Source organism: Seinonella peptonophila (assembly GCF_900129355.1).
GTDB classification, from domain to species: Bacteria; Bacillota; Bacilli; order Thermoactinomycetales; family Thermoactinomycetaceae; genus Seinonella; species Seinonella peptonophila.
Genome location: NZ_FQVL01000024.1, coordinates 1 through 24,995 on the forward strand (window position 1 = coordinate 1; position 24,995 = coordinate 24,995).

At 38.1% G+C, this 24,995-nt stretch carries 32 protein-coding genes; 22 read left to right on the forward strand and 10 right to left on the reverse strand.

Annotated elements, in window-relative coordinates; all coding sequences use genetic code 11:
• The 4 genes from BUB71_RS18280 to BUB71_RS18295 form a co-directional block, all read left to right on the forward strand.
• The coding region (locus BUB71_RS18280) for an RNA-guided endonuclease TnpB family protein (RefSeq protein WP_139279194.1) at positions 1 to 290 on the forward strand (290 nt) is incomplete at its 5' end.
• Between the two features lie 60 nt (positions 291 to 350).
• On the forward strand, positions 351 to 749 hold the full coding sequence (gene tnpA, locus BUB71_RS18285; protein WP_073158560.1) for an IS200/IS605 family transposase: 399 nt from the start codon (positions 351 to 353) through the stop codon (positions 747 to 749).
• A 4-nt stretch (positions 750 to 753) separates the two neighbouring features.
• On the forward strand, positions 754 to 1,812 hold the full coding sequence (locus BUB71_RS18290; RefSeq protein ID WP_073158563.1) for an RNA-guided endonuclease TnpB family protein: 1,059 nt from the start codon (positions 754 to 756) through the stop codon (positions 1,810 to 1,812).
• 599 nt (positions 1,813 to 2,411) lie between these two features.
• Positions 2,412 to 2,786, forward strand: a complete 375-nt coding sequence (locus BUB71_RS18295) for a globin domain-containing protein (protein ID WP_073158564.1) — start codon at positions 2,412 to 2,414, stop codon at positions 2,784 to 2,786.
• Positions 2,787 to 2,866: 80 nt separating this feature from the next.
• Here the strand turns inward: BUB71_RS18295 and BUB71_RS20275 are convergent, their stop codons facing one another.
• The 3 genes from BUB71_RS20275 to BUB71_RS18305 form a co-directional block, all read right to left on the reverse strand.
• Positions 2,867 to 3,001 carry a hypothetical protein gene (locus BUB71_RS20275; protein WP_281248228.1) on the reverse strand — a complete coding sequence of 45 codons (135 nt, stop codon included), beginning with the start codon at positions 2,999 to 3,001 and terminating at the stop codon, positions 2,867 to 2,869.
• A gap of 92 nt (positions 3,002 to 3,093) precedes the next feature.
• On the reverse strand, positions 3,094 to 3,702 hold the full coding sequence (locus BUB71_RS18300; protein ID WP_073158565.1) for a thermonuclease family protein: 609 nt from the start codon (positions 3,700 to 3,702) through the stop codon (positions 3,094 to 3,096).
• A 41-nt stretch (positions 3,703 to 3,743) separates the two neighbouring features.
• Positions 3,744 to 4,622 carry a prohibitin family protein gene (locus BUB71_RS18305; protein ID WP_139279195.1) on the reverse strand — a complete coding sequence of 293 codons (879 nt, stop codon included), beginning with the start codon at positions 4,620 to 4,622 and terminating at the stop codon, positions 3,744 to 3,746.
• A gap of 912 nt (positions 4,623 to 5,534) precedes the next feature.
• On the opposite strand from BUB71_RS18305, the gene paiA reads away from it, so the two are divergent.
• Complete coding sequence (paiA, locus tag BUB71_RS18310) at positions 5,535 to 6,053, forward strand: spermidine/spermine N(1)-acetyltransferase (protein WP_073158618.1); 519 nt, start codon at positions 5,535 to 5,537, stop codon at positions 6,051 to 6,053.
• Positions 6,054 to 6,065: 12 nt separating this feature from the next.
• Here the strand turns inward: paiA and BUB71_RS18315 are convergent, their stop codons facing one another.
• A complete protein-coding gene (locus BUB71_RS18315) occupies positions 6,066 to 6,839 on the reverse strand; it encodes an alpha/beta fold hydrolase (RefSeq protein WP_073158567.1) in 774 nt (257 codons plus the stop codon).
• A 153-nt stretch (positions 6,840 to 6,992) separates the two neighbouring features.
• Entirely contained in the window at positions 6,993 to 8,234 is a 1,242-nt protein-coding gene (locus BUB71_RS18320; RefSeq protein WP_073158568.1) for an MFS transporter, read from the reverse strand.
• A 250-nt stretch (positions 8,235 to 8,484) separates the two neighbouring features.
• Here BUB71_RS18320 and BUB71_RS18325 point away from each other — a divergent pair, with 250 nt between their 5' ends.
• The 3 genes from BUB71_RS18325 to BUB71_RS18340 all read left to right on the forward strand — a co-directional run bounded on the left by BUB71_RS18325 (position 8,485) and on the right by BUB71_RS18340 (position 11,720).
• Positions 8,485 to 9,066, forward strand: coding sequence for a TetR/AcrR family transcriptional regulator (locus BUB71_RS18325; RefSeq protein ID WP_073158569.1), 582 nt, complete (start codon positions 8,485 to 8,487; stop codon positions 9,064 to 9,066).
• 576 nt (positions 9,067 to 9,642) lie between these two features.
• Positions 9,643 to 10,590 carry a hypothetical protein gene (locus BUB71_RS19290; RefSeq protein WP_139279196.1) on the forward strand — a complete coding sequence of 316 codons (948 nt, stop codon included), beginning with the start codon at positions 9,643 to 9,645 and terminating at the stop codon, positions 10,588 to 10,590.
• 308 nt (positions 10,591 to 10,898) lie between these two features.
• The gene (locus BUB71_RS18340; protein ID WP_073158574.1) at positions 10,899 to 11,720 is read left to right on the forward strand and encodes a C40 family peptidase; all 822 of its coding nucleotides are present in this window, start codon (positions 10,899 to 10,901) and stop codon (positions 11,718 to 11,720) included.
• Positions 11,721 to 12,091: 371 nt separating this feature from the next.
• Here the strand turns inward: BUB71_RS18340 and BUB71_RS19295 are convergent, their stop codons facing one another.
• Positions 12,092 to 12,346 (reverse strand): hypothetical protein, encoded by a 255-nt coding sequence (locus tag BUB71_RS19295; protein WP_139279197.1) that lies wholly within the window; start codon positions 12,344 to 12,346, stop codon positions 12,092 to 12,094.
• Positions 12,347 to 12,877: 531 nt separating this feature from the next.
• Between BUB71_RS19295 and BUB71_RS20280 the strand changes: the two genes are divergently transcribed.
• Positions 12,878 to 13,012: a hypothetical protein gene (locus tag BUB71_RS20280; protein WP_281248229.1), complete on the forward strand. Its 135-nt coding sequence runs from the start codon at positions 12,878 to 12,880 to the stop codon at positions 13,010 to 13,012.
• 439 nt (positions 13,013 to 13,451) lie between these two features.
• The gene (locus BUB71_RS18350; RefSeq protein ID WP_073158578.1) at positions 13,452 to 13,760 is read left to right on the forward strand and encodes a BRO-N domain-containing protein; all 309 of its coding nucleotides are present in this window, start codon (positions 13,452 to 13,454) and stop codon (positions 13,758 to 13,760) included.
• 1,281 nt (positions 13,761 to 15,041) lie between these two features.
• Here BUB71_RS18350 and BUB71_RS18355 read toward each other — a convergent pair.
• Positions 15,042 to 15,413: a hypothetical protein gene (locus BUB71_RS18355; RefSeq protein WP_073158579.1), complete on the reverse strand. Its 372-nt coding sequence runs from the start codon at positions 15,411 to 15,413 to the stop codon at positions 15,042 to 15,044.
• Between the two features lie 906 nt (positions 15,414 to 16,319).
• Entirely contained in the window at positions 16,320 to 17,177 is an 858-nt protein-coding gene (locus BUB71_RS18360; protein ID WP_073158582.1) for a peptidoglycan DD-metalloendopeptidase family protein, read from the reverse strand.
• 128 nt (positions 17,178 to 17,305) lie between these two features.
• Here BUB71_RS18360 and BUB71_RS18365 point away from each other — a divergent pair, with 128 nt between their 5' ends.
• The 9 genes from BUB71_RS18365 (at position 17,306) to BUB71_RS18400 (ending at position 21,757) form a co-directional block, all read left to right on the forward strand.
• Positions 17,306 to 18,283, forward strand: a complete 978-nt coding sequence (locus BUB71_RS18365) for a polymorphic toxin-type HINT domain-containing protein (protein WP_139279198.1) — start codon at positions 17,306 to 17,308, stop codon at positions 18,281 to 18,283.
• A 6-nt stretch (positions 18,284 to 18,289) separates the two neighbouring features.
• The gene (locus tag BUB71_RS18370) at positions 18,290 to 18,649 is read left to right on the forward strand and encodes a hypothetical protein (RefSeq protein ID WP_073158588.1); all 360 of its coding nucleotides are present in this window, start codon (positions 18,290 to 18,292) and stop codon (positions 18,647 to 18,649) included.
• Between the two features lie 285 nt (positions 18,650 to 18,934).
• Positions 18,935 to 19,066, forward strand: coding sequence for a hypothetical protein (locus BUB71_RS20285; RefSeq protein ID WP_281248230.1), 132 nt, complete (start codon positions 18,935 to 18,937; stop codon positions 19,064 to 19,066).
• A 144-nt stretch (positions 19,067 to 19,210) separates the two neighbouring features.
• Positions 19,211 to 19,444 carry a deaminase domain-containing protein gene (locus BUB71_RS20465; protein ID WP_073158591.1) on the forward strand — a complete coding sequence of 78 codons (234 nt, stop codon included), beginning with the start codon at positions 19,211 to 19,213 and terminating at the stop codon, positions 19,442 to 19,444.
• A 108-nt stretch (positions 19,445 to 19,552) separates the two neighbouring features.
• On the forward strand, positions 19,553 to 19,999 hold the full coding sequence (locus BUB71_RS18380; protein ID WP_073158593.1) for a hypothetical protein: 447 nt from the start codon (positions 19,553 to 19,555) through the stop codon (positions 19,997 to 19,999).
• Positions 19,996 to 20,415, forward strand: a complete 420-nt coding sequence (locus BUB71_RS18385; protein WP_073158595.1) for a hypothetical protein — start codon at positions 19,996 to 19,998, stop codon at positions 20,413 to 20,415. The genes BUB71_RS18380 and BUB71_RS18385 overlap by 4 nt, the downstream gene beginning before the upstream one ends.
• 80 nt (positions 20,416 to 20,495) lie before the next feature.
• Positions 20,496 to 20,864 carry a deaminase domain-containing protein gene (locus tag BUB71_RS18390; RefSeq protein ID WP_281248231.1) on the forward strand — a complete coding sequence of 123 codons (369 nt, stop codon included), beginning with the start codon at positions 20,496 to 20,498 and terminating at the stop codon, positions 20,862 to 20,864.
• A gap of 57 nt (positions 20,865 to 20,921) precedes the next feature.
• Positions 20,922 to 21,341 carry a hypothetical protein gene (locus BUB71_RS18395; protein ID WP_073158599.1) on the forward strand — a complete coding sequence of 140 codons (420 nt, stop codon included), beginning with the start codon at positions 20,922 to 20,924 and terminating at the stop codon, positions 21,339 to 21,341.
• On the forward strand, positions 21,338 to 21,757 hold the full coding sequence (locus tag BUB71_RS18400; RefSeq protein WP_073158602.1) for a hypothetical protein: 420 nt from the start codon (positions 21,338 to 21,340) through the stop codon (positions 21,755 to 21,757). The genes BUB71_RS18395 and BUB71_RS18400 overlap by 4 nt, the downstream gene beginning before the upstream one ends.
• A 224-nt stretch (positions 21,758 to 21,981) precedes the next feature.
• Here BUB71_RS18400 and BUB71_RS18405 read toward each other — a convergent pair whose 3' ends face one another.
• The gene (locus BUB71_RS18405) at positions 21,982 to 22,713 is read right to left on the reverse strand and encodes a hypothetical protein (RefSeq protein WP_073158612.1); all 732 of its coding nucleotides are present in this window, start codon (positions 22,711 to 22,713) and stop codon (positions 21,982 to 21,984) included.
• 39 nt (positions 22,714 to 22,752) lie between these two features.
• On the opposite strand from BUB71_RS18405, the gene BUB71_RS18410 reads away from it, so the two are divergent.
• The 3 genes from BUB71_RS18410 to BUB71_RS18420 all read left to right on the forward strand — a co-directional run bounded on the left by BUB71_RS18410 (position 22,753) and on the right by BUB71_RS18420 (position 24,021).
• Complete coding sequence (locus BUB71_RS18410; RefSeq protein ID WP_175552424.1) at positions 22,753 to 23,079, forward strand: DEAD/DEAH box helicase; 327 nt, start codon at positions 22,753 to 22,755, stop codon at positions 23,077 to 23,079.
• Between the two features lie 196 nt (positions 23,080 to 23,275).
• Positions 23,276 to 23,605, forward strand: coding sequence for a hypothetical protein (locus BUB71_RS18415; RefSeq protein ID WP_245815728.1), 330 nt, complete (start codon positions 23,276 to 23,278; stop codon positions 23,603 to 23,605).
• Between the two features lie 14 nt (positions 23,606 to 23,619).
• On the forward strand, positions 23,620 to 24,021 hold the full coding sequence (locus tag BUB71_RS18420) for a DUF1492 domain-containing protein (RefSeq protein ID WP_073158615.1): 402 nt from the start codon (positions 23,620 to 23,622) through the stop codon (positions 24,019 to 24,021).
• Between the two features lie 611 nt (positions 24,022 to 24,632).
• Here BUB71_RS18420 and BUB71_RS19820 read toward each other — a convergent pair.
• Positions 24,633 to 24,995 (reverse strand): hypothetical protein (locus BUB71_RS19820; RefSeq protein ID WP_175552425.1); only part of this gene is annotated, 363 nt, incomplete at its 5' end.

Consider the following 24,995-nt stretch of genomic DNA (forward strand, 5'->3'; position numbering starts at 1 on the left):
AAAACCATAACTTAGCTAAATCCATCACAGATGCTTCTTGGTCAGAATTTGTAACCATGTTGGAATACAAGGCGGAATGGTTCGGAAGAACCATTGTGAAAGTAGGGAAAACCTTCCCATCCAGCCAATTGTGTTCTTGCTGTGGCTACAGAAACAAAGAAGTGAAAAACCTGAACCTTAGAAAGTGGGAATGCCCTGAATGTCATATAGAACATGACAGGGACATTAACGCTGCTACTAACATCTTGCAAGAAGGTATAAGATTCATTTCCCCTTCTGTGGATGCTTAGAGCAACAATTTTTCGTACTTGGATGTTGCATTGGATAAATCAAACTGATACAATTGAACTATGGAACAAGAATATAGAAGAACTCAAACGACTGTATCTCTCATCAACTATCATTTTGTTTTTTGCCCACGCTACCGAAGAAAGGTACTCGTAAACCAAGTAGAAGAACGATTCAAGCAGTTAGTGGCAGAGATTTGTCAAGCGAATGATTGGATCATCGTAGAGATGGAAGTAATGCCTGATCATTGTCATTTGTTCTTGAATTGTCTTCCCACTGATTCTCCATCGGATGTGATGGCAAGAGTGAAAGGAGTGACTTCCAGACGACTGAGACAAGAATTTCAGCATTTGTCTCATCTGTCAAGCCTTTGGACACGTTCTTTTTTTGTCAGCACAGCAGGGAAAGTATCCAGTGATACCATGAAGCGTTATGTCGAAGCACAGAAAAAAAGGGGGTGAGCAGATGTCAACGATCACACTACGCATAGAGCTACATAAGCCAACATTAGCAAAACAAGTCATGTATCAAAAAATGACGGAAATGAATACCGAATTTGCGAACTGGCTTCTTTTGCATCCACCAATCAATCAAGCAACAAGCAAGATCTTTAAGGAATTTTCCAATGAAAACTTTCCATCAGCTGTTGTGAATCAAACCATTCGTGAAGTAAAGTCTCAAAAGAAAAATCAAAATGCAAGGACTTTCCGCAAGATATGGTGTTGTTTCAATAATCAAAACTTGAAAATAGAAAAAAATTGTGCATTCTACACAGTTTCTTTTCCCACGCTTGAAAAGCGTGTAGGCGTTCCAGTGGTAGCGAAGTCGTTCCAAGTTGCATGGTTGAACAAAATCATCAACGGAACCGTTAAACAAGGAGCTGGAAAGCTCTATCAAAAGAAAAAGAAATGGTATTTTGCGATTCCAATCACTTGGAATGTGGAATCGACTCAAGATGAGAAAATCATGGGCATTGACTTAGGTCTTCGTTATCTAGCTGTTGCTAGTATTGGAACGAAATCTATCTTTTTTAAAGGTTCTCATGTTGCTTCTTCTCGTAGACGATATGCATCGAGAAGAAGGAAGCTAGGACAAGCAAAAAAACGACAAGCGATCAAAAAATCCCAAGACAAAGAATCCCGTTGGATGAAAGATCAAAATCATAAAATCAGTCGTCAAATCGTCAATCATGCAATCTCTAACGGTGTTGGAGTGATTCGCATGGAAGATTTGACGGATATTCGCAATACTGCCAAGTCAAAGAAAACGGATCCAGGCAGAAATCTACATTCATGGTCATTCTACCAACTCAAAGAGTTTATTCAGTACAAGGCTGAGATGGTGGGGATTCGTTTTGAGTTAGTGAATCCAGAGTATACGAGTCAAACTTGTAAAAATGGACATCAAGCCAAAGCAAATCGAAATGGTCTCAAGTTTCGATGTAAAGAGTGTGGGCACACCTGTCATGCTGATCTCAACGGAGCCATTAATGTAGGGAAGGCAATCTCGGGTTTAGCAACCTAGCGTACTGGTAATAGGTGCGCCGCCCATGCAGGTACATTCTAACTGCATGGGATGGGGTGATGGCACACCCCTGAACTTGAGCGTTGTCCAAAACGGAAAAGGATTGCGGACGCTAACGACTCAAGAATCCCACGCCTTTCAAGCGTGTGGAGTGTCAATATGTATATAGCTATAGAAGGTTTAGCTCTGCTTGTGTGGGTTGGAGGATTTTTATGGAGTTTAAAGCAAACATCTCCACATTACCAGCATAATCTATCATCCCAATCAAAATGAATTTAGTCGACACCACAGCACGCGGCTAACAGGGCGAGATTTGATCCTGATGACAGTGCCTTCACATCCTTCAGAACGGGGGAGTGCGTTGTGAAGATCTACTCAATATATTTATAGGTATGGATTTAAATAAGAATATTATCACTTTTTTTATTTCCTTGAAATGAATCATAAAAGTATGATAGAGAGATTGAATTTAATTGAAAATAAAATGAGTTTAATATAATATTGTTTGTATAATCCTATATTTTAATTTATTGTTCACTTTCCTTATTAACAGACATAACTAAATTTCTTTCCAAACCACAATTAAAGGAATGATGAAAATGAACAAGGGAATCTCTCTATATGAACAAATGGGAGGTGAAAGTAAATTAAGAGAGTTAGTCAATATTTTTTACAACAAAGTAAAGGTACATCATTCTCTTAGTCATTTGTTTCCTGAGGATTTCAAGCCAGATAAACAATTCCTTTTTCTCACTGAGTTTTTAGGTGGACCTGCAATCTATTCAGAAGCTTTTGGACAAAAGAAGCTAAAATCCAAACACCTTCATTTTCCTGTTACCAAAGAATCTGCCGATGCATGGCTAGATTGTATGAGAGAGTCAATGGATGAAGTAAATCTTCATGGAGCGATACGGAAAGAAATTTGGTCAAAGTTGGAAATTACAGCATACCAAATGATCAATCAACCGGAATGAAATAGAAGTTTATATCATAAAATGATAAATTGATAGTAAAAAGTACAAAAAGTCTAATGACCTTTTGTACTTTCTCTAAACTAATTAGGTAGCAAGGCCAGTTTTAACAATCGGAGATGTGCAATCGATGGTTGTTTTCTGAAGAGTCGATCAGCGTATATAGGGGTGACTAGTTTTTGTTTTCGTTCATATCGAAAATATATTTGTAATTTCATCTCCAAAACATCCGCATATAACCATGGATCATGTTCGAAATCTTTTGCTGCTTATAAAGGCGTTTACAGCTCTCGCATATGTAGCTATATAACTACCAATTCGTTTGACTTGATTTTTTCTTTCCTCGTTTCCCACGTCGATTTTTTTTCTTCATTTCATCATTGAAGCCTCGACTAGGTAAAACGTAACCATTTATTCCCCAAATTTTTTTCCTTGATTGAGCGGCTTCTGATTCCCAGAGAATAAATCGTTTTACCATTTCATTATTTTTGCCATTCAAATCACAAGTTCTAGCTAAACCAGCTTTTAATAGACTTTCTTGAATGAGTTCGCCATCAATATATAGATACACTAAAAGCCGATGATAGTGATCCCACATCTGTTCATCTCTTCGGATTGTTATCTCTTTCCCTTGTCTTAATTTTGTTTTGACGAAATTCATTGCATTCATTGCATAAAGTTGTTGACCTCCGGGTCTTAATTCGGGTGTATCGATCATGAGTAATCTGATACGTACTTGTGTATGGTCTTCTAACATTACTCTTATCGTATCACCATCAATAACTTTTACTATTTGTTTGACTTTCACGTCTTTATACTGTTCAAATTCATCTAAAGAGGTTGGTCTTAATTCTAATTGGGTCTTTAGTTGTTCCAATTCTGATTGTATGGAACCAAATAGTCGATCTCCAATTCTCATATAAATCACTCCAGAGTGAGTTGTTAGATTTCTAGTTATGGCTATTTGGTTTCAGTGATTGGTGGAATTTGCACTAAATTTCCTGAGCCTTGAACAGATGGGAGTTTACCATTCCATCTTTTAATCCATTCATACTGAATCAATTGAGGGTTTAATGAAGAGTTTAGCTTTGCGTTGGCTTCAGCTTTTCCTTCAGCTTCAATGATTGATACTTGTTTTTTGCCTTCAGCTTCAATCTTGTTATTAATAGCTTCTTGTTGTTTATTTTTTTCTTCACGTTTTAAAAATTCTTGTCGGTTTTGTGCATCAGCAATTGCTTGCAAAGATTTAAGAGTTTTTTCATCAGGTCGTACATCGGACAAAGCAAAGTTTTCGAGAATGATTCCGTCTTTACTTAATGTTGCGGAGAGGTTTTTGAAAATCTCTTTTGTGACTTTCGCGCGTTGTTCAGTATAGACACCTAGTACAGAATATTTTGTTGTAACTTCTTGAGTAATCGTCTTAATTTGTGTTTTTATGTATGATTGTTCAATTTCTTTGTGGGTTTTTCTGCGGAATTTGGTGAAGATGTGTGATAGCTTCTGTTCATTCATGTGATATGAGTAAACAATATCTACATTGACTGATTTACCATCTGCTGTGTTTACATCAAAAGATTGATCATCATCGTTCTCATCTTTTTCTTTGCCTTGTGTTAAATAAACGGTTTCTGTTGAGACAGGATATTGGGTGATTTTGTTAAATGGACTTGGGGCATGGAAGTTTAATCCTTGATCAAGAACGTCTTTTTTCACACCACCATTTAGGCTAAATACTAATCCTTTGTAACCTGGTTCGATAATGGTGGTAGAGAGAAAAATCAGAACAAGAATGGCGATTCCGATGTACCAATAATATTTTTTGGTAAATGATAGTTTCATTTTCGTGATTTTGATCAACCCTTCTAATCTATATACTCAGTATTTTACACTTAACAGATTGATTTTAAAATGTGAAATAAAACAAATATTGTGATGTTAACAAAGTTAATGAGGAGTGAAGTAGCTTGTTGAATCAGAGGTTGCTCTGAATATTAGTTTTTTACTTTATAATAAATCACCCTTTATTTAATGAAAATAGTAATTATATCAATTTAGTCAACATGAAAACAGAAGTATTATTTATATTCGGTCGATGATAGAGCCACTATATTTCCCTTGCAAAATTTGTATAATAATCGTGCTAATTGAGTTGAAAAAGCCTAGAACTTACTAGGCTAGATTTTCAATGTATACATAAAATGCTTGGACTGCTACACTGAATTTGATTGGATCAGTGGAGGGACTGGAATAAGGCAAAGTTGAGTCAAAACCACTCGGTTGATTGAATAAAACTTGTGATTTCTCAACTCGGGTAATCTAAAAGTGAGGATGAAGGGGAAATTGCCTATCTTATAAAGTAAATTTTAGAAAGAAATCTTAAAGGTTTGAGACTCCACACGCTTAAAAGCGTGGGATTCTTGGGTAGTTTGCGCACTCCATTCATTTCTGCTTCGTGCAACTCCCAAGCTAGGGCTGTCCCATCAGCCCATCCCATGCAGTTCTACAATTTCTGTTGCATGTATCTACATGGGCGGCGTACCTGTTACCAGTACGCTAGTTTCAGTTCCATCACTCACTCTTATGGTTTTACCAAGCGGGAGAGAGGGGTTCGCCGCTTGAACCTCATACCATCACGTACACAGGAACAAAGCCTGCTACAAGCAGGATGAGCACCGCTCATGCGTTCGATTATACAAAAAAATGGTTGCTCTTAGCAATCCCTTTACTGAAAAAAAGGAGACAAGTATTGAAATGAAAACAACGTTCAAAAAGTGTACACTTGAAGATTTAAAAACTCTTCAAGATATAGGTTATGAAACATTTAAAGATACATTTCAGCATCTAAATACACCTGAAAATATGGAAGCCTATTTACAGAAAGCATTTAATTTGAAACAGTTGGAAAAGGAATTATTAAATGTTTCTTCAACCTTCTTTTTTATATATGTGAATGAGGAACTGGCTGGATATTTAAAGGTTAATGTCGATATAGCCCAGACTGAGCGTATTGAGAATGATGCACTGGAAATTGAGAGAATTTATATAAGGAATAAATTTCAAGGGCAAGGACTTGGAAAATACCTAATAAATAGAGGAATTGAAATCGCAAAAGCTCAGAATAAAAAGCTGGTTTGGTTAGGTGTATGGGAAAAAAATGAGGGTGCAATCAAGTTTTATAAAAAAATGGGTTTTGTAGAAAATGGAACTCATTCTTTTTATATGGGAGATGAAAAACAAACTGATTTTATAATGGTGAAAACGCTTATCTAATTGCATTCTTCTTCAATTTATTAGAAGGTGATTAAATTTGTCACGTTCTTCCCAAAAAGCAGCATGACCACTGTATCGAAATGGCGCGATGTGTGAATGTCTTATTTTTTGATGTAGCTCTTTCGCTTGATTAAACGGAATAACTTGATCATGAATGCCATGAATGATTAAAGTAGGGGCACCTATTTTGGGTAGGTCTGCATCAAGGTTTTCATCTCGTAGCAAAATGATGATTGCAGCTGTCGACCAGCTTGCCGCTTGTAAACCTAATTGGAAAAACCAATCTGAGAATGGGGTGGTTACATACTGAAAGAAAAAAGTATCGATGACATCTCGAATCATCTTGGGTCGATCATTGAATGTTCCAGCTAGGAGTCTTTTAGCTGTTTCTTTTGTAAAGCCTTTGGGAGCTGCAGCGTCAACCAGGACAAGTTTGGATAGTTGATGGTTATGGTGACGGGCTGCATAGCGAACCGCGATAGCTCCACCTGTGGAATGACCAAGCAATGTAAAAGGGTCTAATTTAAGTGTATCCACTACAGCACGTACATCATCAGCTAATCGGTCAAAATTGTAACCATCTATTGGTTTATCCGAATCGCCAAATCCTCTCCAGTCTATTCCTACACAACGATAGCCCATGGAAGGAAGAACATTAAATTGATATTCAAATTGCTTATGACTAAATGGCCAACCATGTAAAAACACAATGGTCTTATTTCCACTGGGATTGAGATCTTCCACATATAAATTTATATCCGGCTCAACATTTACAAAGTAACCCACATCCGATTCCTCCGTTTAAAGAGTATTGATATAGGATACTCATCTAGGTTATCGTAGGTGACTTTTTTGTTTATTATAATCCATTTCCTTTTGTACGTATGGAAAACCCTGTACATGTGATGAATCAATTTTCTACAAAAACTATAAATATTCCTATTTCCTTTGCTTAGTCAAACGGGATGTAAGTGCCCAAAACAAAAAAGCGAAAGCACTAACTGATGCACCTAATAGACATACTCCGTTCCATCCAAAAATTGTGTAAATACTGGTTGAAGCAATTGAACCTGTTGCACTGCCAATAGAATAAAAAATCATGTAAGCAGCAGTAAGTCGACTTCTCGCTTCTGAACGCACTGTAAAAATCATACTTTGGTTGGTGACATGTACGGCTTGCACAGCGAGGTCAAGAAGGATAATGCCAATAGCTAATGCTAACAGGGAGTGATCAATCAAGCTGATTAGGGACCATGATATTAATAATAAAGCTAGAGCTATTCCGGTTGTTCGTTGTCCTAGTCCTCGGTCGGCCAAGCGCCCAGCTCTAGTAGCAGCGATTGCTCCAGCCACACCAGCGAAGCCAAATGCTCCAATAGCGGTATGTGAGAGATAGTAAGGTGAATCACTAAGAGGCAGTACCAATGAAGTCCATAGAATACTAAAGGAAGTAAAGATTAGGAGTGCCAATACTCCGCGGATACGTAAGATCTTTTCTTGTACGAATAACAAAAAAACAGAACGCAACAATTTTGGATAGGACATAGTCGTTCGCTTGTGATCTAAGTTAGGCAATTTTCGATATAATAAACCAACTATCAAGAGCATGAGTGCAGCAGAGGTAAGATAAACTGAACGCCACCCCCCCAGGTCTGTCAATACGCCAGCAAATGTTCTCGCAAGAAGGAGCCCTATTACGACTCCGCTTGTAACGAAACCTACTATTCGCCCACGCTCTGTTGGAGTAGACAATGTGGATGCGTATGCGACGAGCGTTTGTGTAACAGTGGCAAAAATTCCTACTGTAGCCATACCTATAAAAAATATGATGCTTGAGGGAGCGATACCTATAACAACTAGAGCAACTACAGATATGAGCATTTGACCAATAATTAGTCGTCGTTGATTCAATAAATCACCAAGTGGAACTAATAGGAGTAATCCCAGTGCATAACAGACCTGAGTGATGGTAATAACAATGCCAATGGTTGAGTGATTAATTTTGAATTCACTCGATAGAGCATCAAGTAGCGGGTGAGCGAAGTATATATTCGCAACAGCCATCCCGCAGGCTGTTGCGAATAATAATGCCATATAGCGAGACATAGTTGCACTGGAGCGTGATTGTAACTGACTGTCGTGATGTTTATCAATCGTTTTAGTTTTTTCTTTAACATTCATGATTTACATCCCTTCACTGTACCATATAGTATAATATACCGAATGGTAAATAATGATTCTAAATGAATATAGTCAACATAAAGGTATAATGTCAAGTTTTTTTAAGGTTACTCAATTTCTTTTTTGAAAAATCCTCTTGATTTGACAAGTCTACCTTAATAAAATAAGATGTATAATATACTGATCGGTATTAAAAGAGAATGCATATGAGTTGATTTAGGAAAATTGATCAGAGGGGGAGCAAATCATAATGGTTCGACAACGTGAATTTGATGAGGAAAGAGCATTAGATGATGCTATGCGGCTTTTTTGGGAAAAGGGGTATAAGGCTACCTCGTTAAGCGATTTGACAAGCAAAATGGGGATACAACGACCAAGTTTATACTCAGCTTTCGGTGACAAAGAGGAATTGTTTGAAGCCGCCTTGCGCAAATATGTAAAACTACATTCTTCCAGCATTCGAAAAAAACTTCAAAACAATCAGTCTGTAAAGAAAGCATTTCGCACATTTTTTGAAGAATTGGTGGAAGAGGAATATAAAGAAAGTCCGAGTAAGGGATGTTTTTGTATTAATACAATGGTAGAACTTGCTCCTCACGATGAGAAATTTGAAATCCTTACTAGGGAACACCAGTTGTATCTTTCGGTCATATTTCAAGAAACGATTGCAGAAGGTATTAAGTCAGGAGAGCTCGAAAGCAGTCTAAATCCTAAAAAGGTAGCACAGACACTAGTTGTTTCATTAATCGGACTTACAGTGTTAATGAAATCCCGTCCAGAGCGCTCATTTATAGATAATTCTGTAACGATGATATTATCATTATTAAAATAAAATCAGCTCATTTTCGTATTTTTAAGTCTTATGTTATCCCAAAGGTAAGAAGTTTCCTAACGATGATCAAGGGAAAAATAAGACGCAAATCTTCCTGAAATCCAGTAATAAAGACCTATGAGGATCGCAAACGTGATAAATAAAAAAGCAAAACTATTATCAACTCAGATTCGAGATTTAGAAAAGCTCATATCAAAAGCTTCGCAAAAGATGCTCACTCAACATCTTCGAAAACTCTCAACCCTTGATTTCACACGGAAACTCTGGCTTGGACAACTTCCTTCTGAGTGGCGATTGGCCATATGGGAGTTTCTTCAAATGAGATCTGGAAGAGGTGTTTATACTGATTTTGGTAAATCAACAGACCTGTGCCTAGCTAGATGTATATAATTAACATTCTCTATTAAACAAAATATTCCCATGTGGATGAAATCATTTAATTATGCTAAAGTATAAATTAAGAAATGGCAGAATCAGTGCAAGGTACAGTACCCTACTGACGGGCATCTGCTCGATGCTGCCGAAAAGACAACCGTCGAAGCGTCGCTGGCGCCAATCACAGAAACGGAGGCTACTTTGCTCCGCATCAAGGGTTTCCGGTCCCAGATGGGGCAGGTCCTGCTCAACATCCTGTTGTTTTTTAAGCAGCTGCGGAACCTCTTCGCGATTGCCATCGGAGCAGTGATCGGCTTCGCGGGAAGCTCCACCTACTGGCTGGTGATCGGCTTCGTCGGCCTCTGGATCGCCGAGATCGGGTACAACTTCTTCATGTACCGTAGGAGGAAGTTCCCTCTCGGGGAGAAGATGGAGAAGGTCAAGCTCGATGTGCACAGGCGGTTCAACTTGATCGCCTACAACTTCGCCTATGTGGCGGGTGCTGTCCTCGGCCTGACCATCCCGGCAATCTTCGAAAGCACGGCGAACATGGTTCAGAACATCCGCTACATTCTCGCCGGTGTGCAACTCTTCCTGATGCTGGTCGGACTGGTCGGATTGATCGTCTACGCGTTCATCAGGCGACCGATCGTGTCCCTCGGCATGCTGTTCGTGATCGCGCTCGGTCTGTCCTACGCGGTCGCTTCGTGGTTCATCCTCGTCCTGATGGTGGGCATGCTCACCTTCCTCTGCTACTCGCGGATGCGCTGGTCGCAGAAGAACAACGAGACCCCGAAGAAGCTGTGGCGATACATGAACCGCTACGAGGTCACGCTCCTCACCACCACTGCTCTCGGTTCGCTCGTCTACAACCTCTTCGAGGGGACCCGCGGCGTGATGGAGTCGATCGGGCTCGTGGTCAACTACATGATGTGGATCATCATCGGGATCGCCCTGATCATCTTGCTGATGATCTCCATCCCGAGGTGGATGGAGCGCTACACGAGGTGGAAGGCGCGGATCATGCTCGACGAGATGACGAAGGCTGGCCAGACCATCGTGGTCGTCGAGGTCCGCGGTCCCCAGTTCGATCACTTCGGGCACGGCTGCCTGCTCGACCCCGACCGCTGGTACAACAACCCCAGCTGAGCAGGACACTGAGCACATGCCCCTCGCCATGCACGGCGAGGGGCATGTGCCCGTTCCATTCCTTTAATCGTTGAAATGTACAGTAACGTCAGTCGATTTCTCTTGTTTGCAGGATGAGCTACCATCCAAGTGGGGAAACGGAAATCCGTTAGCTGTTCCAAGCATTCTTCGATTCTCCTCTTTCGATCTTCTAGCATCACGTTGCGTTGCGAATCATCTCGACCAAATGTCGATCCATTTACTGGTTAATCAACAGACTGAATTTATATATTGAAACTTTTATATGTGTATTAGAGAAGGTGGATAGTATGAAAAAGAAGATTGCTCTATTTTCAATGGTTGCAATGTTGTGGCCTATTTCTGTCTTTGCGGCTCTCAATAATGTCAATTCCCCTACAGATCAATCAACCGATGGCTATACATTAACCTATGAAAATGAAAATAGTACTGATCCATACTATTTATCAAATGGTAAATCGCTTGATACGGTATTGAATCCGGATCAGCCAAGCATCGTCCAGCTTAATGGACAACAGGACAACAAACCATCCAGCATGACACCATTAAATCCTGGCACAATCATTATAACTGACAATAAAAATCAAGATGTCTATGTAGTCCAAGATGAAAATGGAACAACAAGCGAACAAGAGAATCAGCCACCAAATCAGGATAAACCAAAGAAGAAAAAAGGGAACACTTTTTCAAAAAAAGATTCATCTGATTTAAAAGAGAAATATACGGATAATGGAAAAATCAAATATGTATTTGGTGGTCGTACAACCCCCAATGCCGATCGAACTGGAAAATTAGATTGTGCTTCTTTTATCAAATGGGCAATGAAGAAGTATCGTGGTATTAACAATTTCCCGATACTAGCGGATGATCAATACGTGATTACCAAAGGAAAGAACATTACCGATCCAAAGGATTTAAAACGAGGGGACCTTGTATTCTTTAAAAATACTTATCGCTGTAATTGCAAAAAAGGAATAAGCCATGTAGGTATCTACATTGGAAACGGAAAGTTTATCCATGCTTCTTCTGTAAAAGGGCAAGTAACGCTTAGCGATCTTACCAACGGATATTATAAACAGCATTATTATGGTGGAAAACGAATCACGAAGTAATTGATCAGAAAAAGCTTATCCAATATCAATGGTTAATCTTTTTTGTTGTGATTCATGAACTTTGATGGGAGATTTGCTATTGAATCCCAAAGCAATTTATTATTTGACCATAGCTTTTGCCGAAAAATGTTTCTTGTAGATCCATGGTTACTTTACCACTTTTTTTATACAAATTGATAGTGTGGAGGAAGTATACATTTAATAATTACTCTATTTATAAGCTAAGACACTCAGGTTTTCTGGGTGTCTTAAAAGTTTATTTCAACACCAAAAAGCAGCCCATCCCTCGAACTTGCGGAGGGCGACTGCTTTTGGACGTTCCTTCTTGTCGGTTTCTTCTGGGGAGTCAGTCTGACTTGTCCTCTAGCCACTTAGTGACGAGAACAACGATGACGACTCCGATGCTGGCTCCAACAGCCACACCTACGGGTACACCGACGATTTTCGCCTGTCCCCCATAGTTTTATACCTAGAATGGCACCGCCGCATCCACCTGCGGTGCCTAGAGCAGTAATGAATCCCATTTCTAGAACTAGACGATGTCCCCGCTGCTTGACGAAGTATCCGAGGATTCCTCCAACCAAGGAGCCGTAGAGACTGAAACCGATGATGTCGAGAAGTTCCATTTCTTTCCTTTCGATGTGTATCGAACGGTTGCTGGCCTAACCAGGGTTCTGAATAGGCTAATCGAATGTTGCTGTGACTGCTTTTCTTTCTTTTTCTTTTATAGCCCTATTAGGTTCCTGTAGGTGGCTATCGCCAACTTGGCGCACCAGATTGTCCATACCACGCAGTTTAGGACGAGAATTATCATTGACCTCCGTTTTAGCGACGCGTTGTCTTTGAGCTGATTGAACAGGTCCTTCGATTGTTCGGAGCTTAGTTCGTCGTTTCGTCCCTTTTCTATGAGTAATTTTCCTTCTTTTCTTCGACGTACTAGGGCGCGTATGTTCTTCATCACCAACATACTATGAATAATCAGAACTGCCGTATAGAATTTGGTTGTGAGTTCCACATTTCCTCCTACAGGTTGCTTGCCCAAACAATTTCTGAATTGGGCTAATCGGATGTTGCGTTAAATAAATGAAAGCATACTCATTTTTTTAATGTCAATGAAAATACGCACTAGGATGAAAAAAAGAAGAGTTACCAAAATCATGACCCTTTTTGTGCTTCTAACTGCACAATATATAGTAAGAATAAAATTAGAAGACCACCTCCACCCCTTATCGGGGCTTTGGTGGTTTGTTGTGGTTGTGTTAGTTGTTGGCAAGGATGATCAAGATGATTAGTACGATGAAAATCCAGAAGAGTTCCACGGATGATCCTGATCTTTTCGTATGACGAATCTGTTTTACCTTATAAAACAGTAGCCTTTAAGAGAGTTCCTTTTTGTGAGAGAATGGACAATTGGCTACCTGAGATTAGAATAGCATAAGACAAGCATTAGAGAGAGGAATTGATGACTGTGTTTAAAGAAAATAAAACATTATCTAGAAGATGGTTAGCAAATCCATATCAACACATTACCTTGAGTGAGCGTCTTAAAAATAATCAGCAGTGGATTTAAAAAGTAATAGGATAATCGTGGATTTGGGGAATGGGTATACCGATATAAAACAATTGATCCAAATAAAAGATTTAAGTAAAGGTGTGCGTTTATACGCATGCCCTTTTTTATTCCTATTTTTAGATGCGTAATGGTTTTTCAAATGCCTATGTATGGTGAAAATGAACGATCAAATACAAAGCCCATCTGCGTTGGATTCATGCCCCAACGTTATAAGGTTCCCAGTCCTCCCATTAGGTGGGCTTATTTCTTATGGAGTTGTTTCTGAAGTTGATTTTAAGGGATTAAAATTACCTGCTATAGTTGATGAGAATGACGAATTTTGGTTTATAACTAAAGATGCGACAAATTTAATAGGGGTCAAAGATCATACCACCGCAACTAAAGCCTTTGAGAATGATGAAAAGCTACTACGCAAACTTGGCGTACCAGCTCAAAAGGTGTTACACAAGGCCGAAATATATTATTAGTGTCAGAAGCTGGATTATACAGAATGGCTATTCGGGCAAGTACAAGAAATAAACCTCATATAAAGGAATTTCAACATTAGGTATTACATGAAGTTAAGAGCTTATGGATTTAAAGAAATCTTTCATCCAGATTGTAAGCATCATGTTTTTCCTGTTAGAAATTGGGAATCTTTACCTCCACAAAATATAGAGTTGTTTGAACTACTACCACCTACAGAGGTGGTAGATTCCTGCGAACACCAGACCAACGTCCAGTTATCTTAGCAGGCTCTACCCGCCGTCCCAGCGGTGAAAACAAAGTATGCTCTGCTATGCTCCCTACTTTCGCTTGGTTTTCGCAACTTCGGTGAGCTGGGTGGTTGAAGATTTTACGTTACTGACCCTTTCCAGCAACAACCCCATATCTTCAGTTTTCAAAGAGCTACAACTATTCTAACAAAAAAAGTGGTTCTAAGCATCCCCGCAAAAGGGATACCGAAACCACGTCCCATTCACCTCACCGCTTGTAGAAGCGGGAGTACTCTTGGACGAATTTGGATAGAAAATAAAATTCCTAATTTCTTAAAATGTATTTATGTGATTAAATATTAGTAACAACCGATATGTCCATGTTAGTGAAGCCCTATTGGGACCTAAGTGGACACAACAAAGCCACCCGTTACCTGGAGGAAAGTGTGCGTTACATCGGATGGGTTCTGGATGGCGATTGTGCATGTACTCATTGCGAAAAACTATCCGATCCTATTCATTCTGACTAAGGTCGTACCCACAATCCTACTCGGGCTCGGCTGCTTCCTCGTCGGCAGGTACGATAGGAGGTAGCGCGGGATCTGCAACGCAGACAGAGAAATCCGTGTCATACCTACTCGTAAGTAAGAGTAAGGGAGACACGGTTCTTCTGCGTGCAAAGAGATAAAAATAAGACCTCTGATACATCGTTAAACTATCGTGTTTTTTATGTCCAAACCGTTTGAAGACATTAAAAGCTAATGAGTAAAGGAGATGTTTATATGTCAGATGAAAATAAATTAGAGTTACAAAATAATAGAAATCCCATGACGAACATAGAGTAATAGCACAAGCTCTTTGGGAACTTTGAGAATAGTTGAATTTCAATGATGTTCGTTTTTGGTTGTCTCGAGTAGAAGGAATGCAACAAGTGAACTACGCAGGGGTTACTTGGAACGATTTATTATTATTGCTAACATTGCTGACTTCAATAGTTTTACAGTTTCTAAGAAGTAGAGGTCCTTTAAAGGACTTCTTTTATCTAAATCAACGCTATTTGATGGGTGGTTTTTTATTAAATATATTTCTTTTTAAAATGAATTGTTTAGACTTACTAGTCACTTTAATAGTTTTGTCTATCACTAATCCAGATTTAATGCCCACTGTAACTCTATAGGTGGTAGGGGTTAAGTATTCCTGATAAACACCATTTGATGTTTCCATACCAATAGCAAGTTTGAAAATTAAGTTGCCATTATCATCACGATTATGAGTAGGATTAATGCTTAGAGATGCATTTTGCAATAGTCGATTATTTTCGTCAACCAAAATCAGTGTTACTGGTGTTTTTTGAGGTGTATTGAATGCCGAACAACCGAACGCCAGTATAATAAACAAAAATATTGTAACATTAGTATTTTTCATAATAATACCCCTATTAAATATTGGTTTTATTTTTTGGTATGAATATAATGTTTATATTGTTAAAGAAATATTATGAAAAGACCCCCTATGCGGTTATTTTAAATACGACAATAAACCCAAAATAGTAGCAATGGTGCTAAAGAATACGGCTACTAATATATTGATAACTTGCAATACGTCATTCCAAGTCACAACAGATTTATTGTCATTCATCCTTATCACCACCGCCATGAGGAGCTGGTACGAATGACACCTTAATTATACTTTGATTTAAAATACTATTCCATATATTAAGTCTAATTTTATTTACCTCCGATACGTCATTAAACTGTCGTGTTTTTATGTCCAAACCGTTTGAAGACATTAAAAGCTAATGAATAAAGGAGATGATTTATATGTCAGATAAAATATATTAGAGTTACAAAATAATAGAAATCCTACCGAAGATGTAAAAGTAATTGGTACCGAAGTCAAACTTTCACCGAGAACGAAGTAAGGAATCAAAATTCCAAGAACATAAAGTCTGCGTTATTTCAATGTATTGAATTTGCATATTTGTTTACATAATAAATTCCGATATGAAAGGTTTAGTAAAGGGAAATTAGATGAACATGTAAAACTAGGAGGATTTGAGGACATACCTAAAAAATAATATGAAAAACAGACTATGAGAATTCAACAGTGAACAAAGGAATCTACATCGATATTGATAACTTTAATCTATATGCATTTGGAGCTGGAATCCCATGTTATTATTGATCTTGGTAACATATTTCCATCTAATATAAAGGACTTTTAGGCTTCCTCCTTTATGAATGGCTCTTTAGTTCCATAATAGAAATGAACCAGCCACTGCAAAGAGAAACGGGGCTGGTTTGTTTTATTGTTCGATTCATTAATATTTAATTAAGATGGTCGAATCCATTTCAAAGGGTCCTGAGGAGTACCCTGATAGCGGATTTCAAAATGAAGATGCGGTCCTGTTACGCCACCCGTTTGTCCTACATTTCCAATCAGTTGTCCACGATTTACTTTTTGACCGCTTTGAACAAGGACACTATCGAGATGCCCATATAGTGTTGAGTATCCATTCCCATGATCAATGAGAATATAGTTGCCATATCCACCTGGATCTTGTTTCACCATAACGGTTCCTGCGTTTGCAGCATAGCAAGATTGACCTCTGGCTCCTGGTCCCGCAATGTCAATTCCTTGATGTTGTTTCATCTTTCGGGACAGGGGATGGTTTCGATTGCCAAAGTTCGAAGTGATTTTAGTTAATGTTGGGACAGGCCAGATATAACTCTCACCAGTGATTTGTTGAGTAGACGGTTGTCGAAACTGCTTTACTTTTGCTAAAACCTTTTGCAAGTATGCTTGGCTTTTGTTATAGGCAAGAATTGCCTTTTGATAATCTCCTTGTGCTCCACCATGTATAGCGATGTAGTTAGCTGCTGCATGAATCGCATCGATTTCGTTCCATGGATCAGCAATGCCATCCTGATTTCCATCTATACCAGATCCATTGTATTTTTTGATTTCCTCTGGATTGGTGAGTGAAGCCATAAAAGAATCTGGAATATCTCCTAATGTTGTGGCAACATTGGGATGATCTTTTCTCCAATCCCAGCCAATCCAAGTGAGATCCATAAATTGCATTGGACCAATCGCTCCTACAGTGCTTGTCATTTCTTTTCGTTTTGGATCTCCTGGAAGTGTAGTACGACCAAATCGAGTTTCCATCCAATGAATTGCAAAGGGCAAAGAAAATCATCTCGCGGATTGTGAGGAAAACAAAGAAACACGTCCGAACGGCAGTTAGAAAGATTAAACGATCGTTATCTAGGGCAAAGAAGACCGTCTCTCGGACCATAAAGAATACAGCAAAATCAGTGAAAAAGGCAGTCAAAAAAGCCATAACACCTGGGTCTACTGAAAGAAAAGGAGTTGCTATCGCAGCAGGATTTGCCCCTGTTGTCAGTGAACTAAATGATATCGGGGTTGCCATTACTGGTTATGATGCGATATCAGGAGAAGATACCCCCCGTTGGATGGGTGTAGCAGGGCTCCTTCTCGTCGGAGGCGGAGCAGCCGCGATTAAAATGGGTACCAAAGCAACCAGTGTAGTAAAAGCATGTAAATGCTTTACCGCAGGAACCATTGTCAAAACAGACAAAGGTGACAAGCCCATAGAAGAGATTAAAGTCGGTGACCGCGTCCTTGCCAAAGACGACAAAACCGGTAAACAAGCCTACAAAGAAGTCGAATGGCTATTTAAAAAGACCGTTCATAAAGTATATGACGTTCACATTGGTAAAACCATCATCCACACCACCGAAGAACACCCCTTCTGGGTCAAAGGCTTTGGCTGGGTTGCCGTAGAAGACCTCAAACCAGGCATGTTGTTGGAAGATGATGATGGGAAACTGGTGAAAGTAGATCAAGTTATCGTTAAGAAACAACAAACCTTTGTCTATAACTTTAAGGTAAGAGATTACCATTCGTACTATGTGTCGAATTTGCACATTTGGACGCATAATTCATGTATTCCATGGTCATCTAACCAAGTTAAGTCTGCCGCAAGTAAACTAAATAAAGGTGAAAAGGAAGTTACTGTTAAAAATCGTAGTCAAGCAGAGGAATTATTTCTCAGAGTCTATCAAGGAAAAGGATACAAAAACTCTACAGGTATGGGATCAACTGAAGCTAAGAGTTTTTTTAAAGGTGAAAATATGTATCATTGGGATGATAAATTTGGAAAAGATGGATATTTGTTAAACCATGACAAGAACAATCCTCATGCTAAGATACCTCATTTGCAAATACATCCAGATGGAGAAAAGATTATTCGTATTTTTTGGGAGAGGTAGGTCTACATGAAAAAGTTTGATTTAATCCAAATAAATAAACTGCTTACAGGTAACGCTCTTTCAATAGAGATTAAATCTACTTCTAAAAAACGTAGAGCTTTTATTAAAATAAAAGCATATGTGCCTAATGGAAAGATGAGTAAATTTTTAAATGCTGATAAAAGTAATGTAAGGTTTTTATTTCGGAAATATGAAATCGAAACCAAGTATATAGAGAATGATTTGGATGTCTCGGAAGAGGAGCTTTATGATGCAATTTTTATTAATAATATTCAAAGCCTTAATGAACTGGAAAAAGAAGTATCTAAGTACATTGATGATTTTTCAAATTTCGATAATGAATGGAAGTTTGATAATCCTTTATAAGCATTTTATACAACCCCAAAAGAGTTTCTCTCTATTGGGGTTGATTTGCTTAAATAGAAATTGAAAATAACAGATGCTCGTCTATCTATTTAAACCAACGATTAATCGACTTTATGAGTGTTATTCAAGCGGAGATTATGTTTGATATGTATGACTATTAAATTATGTGTTCTCAATGGTATACGTATAGATGCAATTAGTTAAAGAGAGGAGTGATATAAATATGAATCTTCCAAGATTATATGAAAGAATTGCATTAGATCCAAAACTGAAGGACATTTTTGCATGCCACTCGATTTTGAAGTAATCGCCCCGAATTTAACTACAGAAGAATTTTACTTTCTTTCAGATAAGAAAACTTTGGTTATTGCACAAGATGGAATGGGCGGTATTTTTGCAATTTGGGAGAGGGAGTAATAGAAAGTTTACCCAAATAAACCGGATGAATGGTATCAAAAATCGCCCATGTATTACGTGGAAAGTAAGTGGATGTTGCAAACAGTTGAGTTACCGGAAAAACATGGTTTTAACGTTCTACAGGTTGTGGTAAGGGTCTGATAAATGGACCAGGTCACCCGAATAGAAAATTTGGCAAACAAGTTGATTGATAAACCTCAAGCAAATGGGACAATCCATCTTTTCACAGAAAGAAATCCATGTATAGGTTGCACGAATACTATGCAACAATTCAAAAATATGTTTGGGGATAGAATCAAAATAATAGTATATAGTAATGAGCACTTAGGATTTCCAGATCCTAAAAGGTTAAATTACTTCCCACCAAAATTCGATTAATTTTTTAAGCATAGCTCATTATCTAAATAATGTGATGGGCTATATTTTATTATTTAATTATATGTACATATAGGTTTAGAATTATGAACTAATTTGAGGTGTATCAACTTGAAATTATATGAATATGAAATGTATACATATGATGATTTTTTTGATGAAATTATAGCTGATTTATGTTCGATTTTGGATCTTCGATTTTACTTTGACTATCGGGGCGAAATGTGGGAACGAGGGACTTATAAAAACGGTGAAAAATTTTATATGATTTATGATGGTGTAAATGAGAATAATTTTGTACTCGTTGATGAGTTCACCCCTGATCATGTCCGTTTTATTGTTGTTCGTTGTGAGAAAGAATATCATCAAGAAGTGCGAAATAGTATTGAATATTGGGAACGAATTACTAGAAAGCAATACGATTACCAGTATAAAAGAGAGGAAGATTATATACCTCTTAATGTATTTGATGATCCAGATAGTGCACTGAATATTTTGTTAGATCGTTCAGACCTGAAATTAGATTTTTTATTTGAAATGTGCAGGAAAAGTGAATGAAGTATTATCGATTTGAATTGACAGTTCCTGTAGATCATGTGATAGGTGCATTAGGACCGCTGCATCGAGTGCTTAATGTTGAAATAGACTATGATCGGATTGATCATGATTTATATGTTATTTATCGAGATACAGATCCGCATACGTGGATTCTTGCAGAAGGATCTGAGGAATTAGTCGATGACAATTGGATCATTGTCCAGTGTTCTGAGCAAGACTTCGTTCGAATGAAAAAAACAGTGGATTTTTTGCGAGAAAATCTAAAAATAAATCATTTTTCACCACAATTTTATGTGTATGAGATTTTAGAACCTGGAATATCGGAAGGTGAAAATCCTCATATGCTACTTAAAAAGTACAAGAAAACATGGAATGAGGTAGCAAAAGAAGCCAAAAAAGTGTTACCTTTGAGATGAATTACTCAATAATTCAATAAAATTACTTCCTCTATAAATTAAGTTTCTCTCTCTCATACTTTCGTTTTCAGATTCAAGAGATCGATGATACATTGCTGAAAGCAACCTCAAGAGTGAAACCTGAATATATTCCACCCGGATGGCTTCACACACCTTCTACTCATGGTTTCAAGGTATTAAAAGTTAATGACAAAGGTGAAGTAGAAGCATATAACAGTATGGTTAGAACCAATGATAGTGAGCTTCGGATTTTTGCCCACCTAGCTAATAAGTTAGTAAACAATCCTGATGCAACTGGAACTGTACGTCTATTTAGTGAACGACCAGTGTGTGTAAGTTGTCAGGGAGTGGTCATGCAATTCAAACAAATGTTTAAAAATATACGTATAATTGTCCATTCAAATGATCAAATAGGCATTAGTGAATTTAATCGTCTTAGTGAATTATAGAATTTGAATTAGAGCTTGTGATTAAATCACAAGCTCTAATAAAAAGAGGTGTATGAGATGAAAGTGTATCAATATGAATTTTGGCTGCCTGTTCTCTTTATCGAGAATGTTGGTACTGATCTATGTTCCATTTTTGGCTTTCACTTTGATGTCAGAAGGTTCAATTCGCCAGGTGAATTAAATATGTTTTATGATGGCGTGAATCGGAATAACTTTGTCCTCTTGGATTATCATAATTCTGATTCGATTACGGATGTGATTGTTAGATGTGAAGAGAAGTATCAGGAAAAGGTTCGTCATTCTGTGGAATATTGGGATCGAATCGGCTGTATTGAACTGCAATTAAATTATTTTACAGGTGAAGATGCAGTTCCAAAAAACAAGATCAATGATCCAGAAAGCAAACTCCCACTTTTATTACATTTATCAAAAATAAGTTTGGATAATCTCTATGAGAAATGGGGATCTAAGAAATGAAGTACTATCAGTTTGAACTCTCTATCGATCTTGATTATATCTATTGGACAATTGGAACCATGCATCGAATTTTAAATTTGCTTTTTTATTACGAAGGATTTTATATGGATTTATATTGTGTGAGACGTGAAGAAGATGAACATACTTGGATTTTAGCTGAAAGTTCCGAGGAATTTGAAGGATCCCATTGGTTAATCGTCCAATGTTCAGAGCGTGATAGGGATGAGATAGAGCAAGCGATGAGATTTTGGCATAAGGTTTTACGATTGAGTGGTGAAAACTCAGAATTTCACATGTTTGAGCGGGATTTTAACAAAAATGATCAACCTTTGAGATATCAAAAACTATTAACAAAGTATAATAAAAATTGGAATGAGATTATAAGAGTAGGGAAAGAGATGGTTCCAAAACGTTGATTTAAGATGAGTCAAGAAGATTAAGAAAGTATGGTAAGAGTACAAAAAATGTGGAGTCAAGTTTTACATTGACAAAGAGGATTGTAACAATTTCCCCCTTTATGAATGACTTTTTAGTTCCATCAATAGATAAAACCAGCCATTATAAAATGTGCTGGTTTTGTTTATGTGTAGATCCAACCTAGAAAAAGTTTCAACACTATAGATTAACTTACTTATGTACTTTAGAATTCAAATTTCTCCCAATGCTTTATTTTTATGTCCTTAAAGGATAGTGGAGTACTAGTTGGTTTTTCGAATAAGTCTTCCCAAAATATATAACTTTGCTCAATCATATCTCTCTCCCAAGCCGTAAGATAATAATTTTGATCTCTCAATTCTATTTCGGCGAACTGGTCACTGTTCAGGAATTGTCTAATCTTATTTAAATATGCAGGATAGCAGAAAGAACCTTGTCTTGCTAATTCCATAAATTTATCAATGTTTTCATTTATAACTTCAGCATTCACATATAAATAAAACAAACTCACTCTTAGTGCAGGAATCCAGGAAGGGTTTGCTTCCATGAATTTTTCAAAATAAAAAATACTATGGATATAGTTTTGGTGTATATAAAAACTGATTAATGAATGGAATAAAAAATCTAGCTGCTTCAGTTCTTTCCTACCATCTTGTTTTAATTTCTGCTGTTCTTGTTTTCTAGTTGCTTCCATAACAAGTAACAATTTCTGTATTACTATCGTTGAAGAATAACTGAATTTCTCCACTTCAATTAAACGCTCTAAGTACTTCGTTTCAATCTTTTGCTCGTACTCTGCCCCCATTTTGTTAATTCCATCTTGGATTCCTTGGTCTACAGAATCTCGTACTTTGCTTACCTGGAAGAAATTATAAACGGTAAATGCAATTCCTGTTAAAGTTACCATCGTACCGATGAAAGTAAGTAAGAAAGCCATAAAAGAGGTCTCATAGCTGTTGCATCCTCGCGTAGTTCATTGGTAGCTTGGTTTGATTTAGACGATTGGAATACGGGTCAACTTCCGTTGCTCCTCGCCCATCCAGCAAGCTCTGGACATGGATTGAACTTACAAATAGGAGGAAACCAAATTGTGTGGTTTGGACTACCATGGAGCATAGAGCTGTATGAGCAAACAAATGCTCGATTGTATCGACAAGGGCAGACTGAGAGAGTTATCGTCCATCATTTGGTTACACAAGGCACGATGGATGAAGTCGTTATGAAAGTGTTGTTGCAAAAGTCAATGAATCAAAAAGCGCTGATTCATGCAGTCAAAGCAAAGATTGAAGAGATAAGAAAATGAGAAGGGTGGACATCATGATGATGGAATGGATGGAATTAATCGGTCGGTGGCTCATTCTAACGATGGGTATTTTGGGGTGTGCGGTTGGCTTGGTCTACCTTTTGGATCAAGGATAAAGTTATATGGCATCATTTTTAAATGACTTCAAGATGGTAGGCGAATATGCAATAAGGCGAAACGAATTCAAGAATGGAGAATGACGAGGAAAAACAAAGCAATGACTGATGGAAAGAAATTAGAGAACGTGGAGAGGGGAATTCAGCCAGATATAGCTAATCATCGAGAACTTGATTTTGCAAGCTTAATTGGCGGAACAAGTTTGAATGGAACAACGGGTGGAAAATTTGATGAAGATGTGAAGGCATTAGGATTACACTGGGGGGTTAAGACTCAACGAGGTGGTTTTCGGTTATTGAATGGATGGCTCAAAGGGAGTAAGGATGCGTTAGCACTAAAAGCAGATCATGAGGAATGGTTGGTGTGTATGCCACTATCCACTCTAAAGGAGCTACTTAAAAATAAATGAAGGAGTGATCAGAGATGAGTGTCTTGCAAAATCAATTTCACTATAAAAAGCCATTGTGGCGTCGCAAAGTTGAACAGATGTTAGAACTCTATCCAATCTATAAACAAGCACTTTCGCAACATTGCGAATCACTCCTGGTTCCTCCATTGAGAGAACGGGTAGATGGAGGAAGTAAAGAGTCTACTACCGAACAAATTGTCATGAGAAGAGCAGCTAAACAGCGAATTGTTGATCAAATTGAGGGGGCTCTCTCCGTGTTAACGGCTGAGGAGAAAGAGGTGATTGAATTGACCTATTGGCCTGTGAAAATGTCTGTGAAAGGTGTTTGTAATCAGTTAACGATTAGCGAAAGAAAATATTATAGGCTAAAAAAAGCTGGAATTAGCAAAATGGCTTTCGCCTTGCTTTTAAAATAAAATGGATATATGTCTCCTGAGACGTTGCAAGCGATCCATGGCGGTTCCCCGATGGATTTTCCCTCAGCGTTGAGCTGCCGTGACTGGGTGGTGCGTCAGATATGTCGGTGTGTCATGGCTATATTGACACACCACAATGACCTTCTTTAGTCCAGCTTATGGACAAGTGAAAGATCAATATGGGATCACTTGGCAGGAAACGGGGATAGTTAAGCGAATACATGGACACATCCAAACTCACAATTGAACTACTACCACCTACAGAGGTGGTAGATTCCTGCGAACACCAGACCAACGTCCAGTTATCTTAGCAGGCTCTACCCGCCGTCCCAGCGGTGAAAACAAAATATGCTCTGCTATGCTCCCTACTTTCGCTTGGTTTTCGCAACTTCGGTGAGCTGGGTGGTTGAAGATTTTACGTTACTGACCCTTTCCAGCAACAACCCCATATCTTCAGTTTTCAAAGAGCTACAACTATTCTAACAAAAAAAGTGGTTCTAAAGGGATACCGAACCACGTCCCATTCACCTCACCGCTTGTAGAAGCGGGAGTACTCTTGGACGAATTTGGATAGAAAATATTCTTTGTTAATATGGTTAAATAATTGATTTTCAGCTGCGATCTCGACCTTTACCAAATGTCCATGGGTTCTTATGAAAACGATCCGCCATATTCTTTATTTTTTTAAACATTCCTGTTGGAGTTGGCGGTATCCTCGTTTGATGAGTTTCACTCTTACTATTTCCTGATGTAATTGGTGGTGTTCTCATTTGAGGTTCTCCTTGTTCTACATTAAATTGATGAAAAGTGCGTGGATCAAAGGGTAATCCAATTTTCGATAATTGTAAATCTTGGTGCATCATATACCCATCTTCTCCTGGAATAGATAACTTGGATTGACCAGGTTGACGTTGAGCAAGGGGGATACGAATGAACGTCCCTGCGGGGATTTCTGTTTCTAGTTGATTGACTTT

Bases quoted from the DNA above. Each gene is read 5' to 3' on its own strand.
- tnpA (WP_073158560.1), top strand. From the start codon at position 351: ATGGAACAAGAATATAGAAGAACTCAAACGACTGTATCTCTCATCAAC.
- BUB71_RS18290 (WP_073158563.1), top strand. From the start codon at position 754: ATGTCAACGATCACACTACGCATAGAGCTACATAAGCCAACATTAGCA.
- BUB71_RS18295 (WP_073158564.1), top strand. From the start codon at position 2,412: ATGAACAAGGGAATCTCTCTATATGAACAAATGGGAGGTGAAAGTAAA.
- BUB71_RS20275 (WP_281248228.1), bottom strand. From the start codon at position 3,001: ATGAAATTACAAATATATTTTCGATATGAACGAAAACAAAAACTAGTC.
- BUB71_RS18300 (WP_073158565.1), bottom strand. From the start codon at position 3,702: ATGAGAATTGGAGATCGACTATTTGGTTCCATACAATCAGAATTGGAA.
- BUB71_RS18305 (WP_139279195.1), bottom strand. From the start codon at position 4,622: ATGAAACTATCATTTACCAAAAAATATTATTGGTACATCGGAATCGCC.
- paiA (WP_073158618.1), top strand. From the start codon at position 5,535: ATGAAAACAACGTTCAAAAAGTGTACACTTGAAGATTTAAAAACTCTT.
- BUB71_RS18320 (WP_073158568.1), bottom strand. From the start codon at position 8,234: ATGAATGTTAAAGAAAAAACTAAAACGATTGATAAACATCACGACAGT.
- BUB71_RS18325 (WP_073158569.1), top strand. From the start codon at position 8,485: ATGGTTCGACAACGTGAATTTGATGAGGAAAGAGCATTAGATGATGCT.
- BUB71_RS18340 (WP_073158574.1), top strand. From the start codon at position 10,899: ATGAAAAAGAAGATTGCTCTATTTTCAATGGTTGCAATGTTGTGGCCT.
- BUB71_RS19295 (WP_139279197.1), bottom strand. From the start codon at position 12,346: ATGGAACTTCTCGACATCATCGGTTTCAGTCTCTACGGCTCCTTGGTT.
- BUB71_RS20280 (WP_281248229.1), top strand. From the start codon at position 12,878: ATGACCCTTTTTGTGCTTCTAACTGCACAATATATAGTAAGAATAAAA.
- BUB71_RS18350 (WP_073158578.1), top strand. From the start codon at position 13,452: ATGAACGATCAAATACAAAGCCCATCTGCGTTGGATTCATGCCCCAAC.
- BUB71_RS18355 (WP_073158579.1), bottom strand. From the start codon at position 15,413: ATGAAAAATACTAATGTTACAATATTTTTGTTTATTATACTGGCGTTC.
- BUB71_RS18370 (WP_073158588.1), top strand. From the start codon at position 18,290: ATGAAAAAGTTTGATTTAATCCAAATAAATAAACTGCTTACAGGTAAC.
- BUB71_RS20285 (WP_281248230.1), top strand. From the start codon at position 18,935: ATGCCACTCGATTTTGAAGTAATCGCCCCGAATTTAACTACAGAAGAA.
- BUB71_RS20465 (WP_073158591.1), top strand. From the start codon at position 19,211: ATGGACCAGGTCACCCGAATAGAAAATTTGGCAAACAAGTTGATTGAT.
- BUB71_RS18385 (WP_073158595.1), top strand. From the start codon at position 19,996: ATGAAGTATTATCGATTTGAATTGACAGTTCCTGTAGATCATGTGATA.
- BUB71_RS18395 (WP_073158599.1), top strand. From the start codon at position 20,922: ATGAAAGTGTATCAATATGAATTTTGGCTGCCTGTTCTCTTTATCGAG.
- BUB71_RS18400 (WP_073158602.1), top strand. From the start codon at position 21,338: ATGAAGTACTATCAGTTTGAACTCTCTATCGATCTTGATTATATCTAT.
- BUB71_RS18405 (WP_073158612.1), bottom strand. From the start codon at position 22,713: ATGGCTTTCTTACTTACTTTCATCGGTACGATGGTAACTTTAACAGGA.
- BUB71_RS18415 (WP_245815728.1), top strand. From the start codon at position 23,276: ATGACGAGGAAAAACAAAGCAATGACTGATGGAAAGAAATTAGAGAAC.
- BUB71_RS18420 (WP_073158615.1), top strand. From the start codon at position 23,620: ATGAGTGTCTTGCAAAATCAATTTCACTATAAAAAGCCATTGTGGCGT.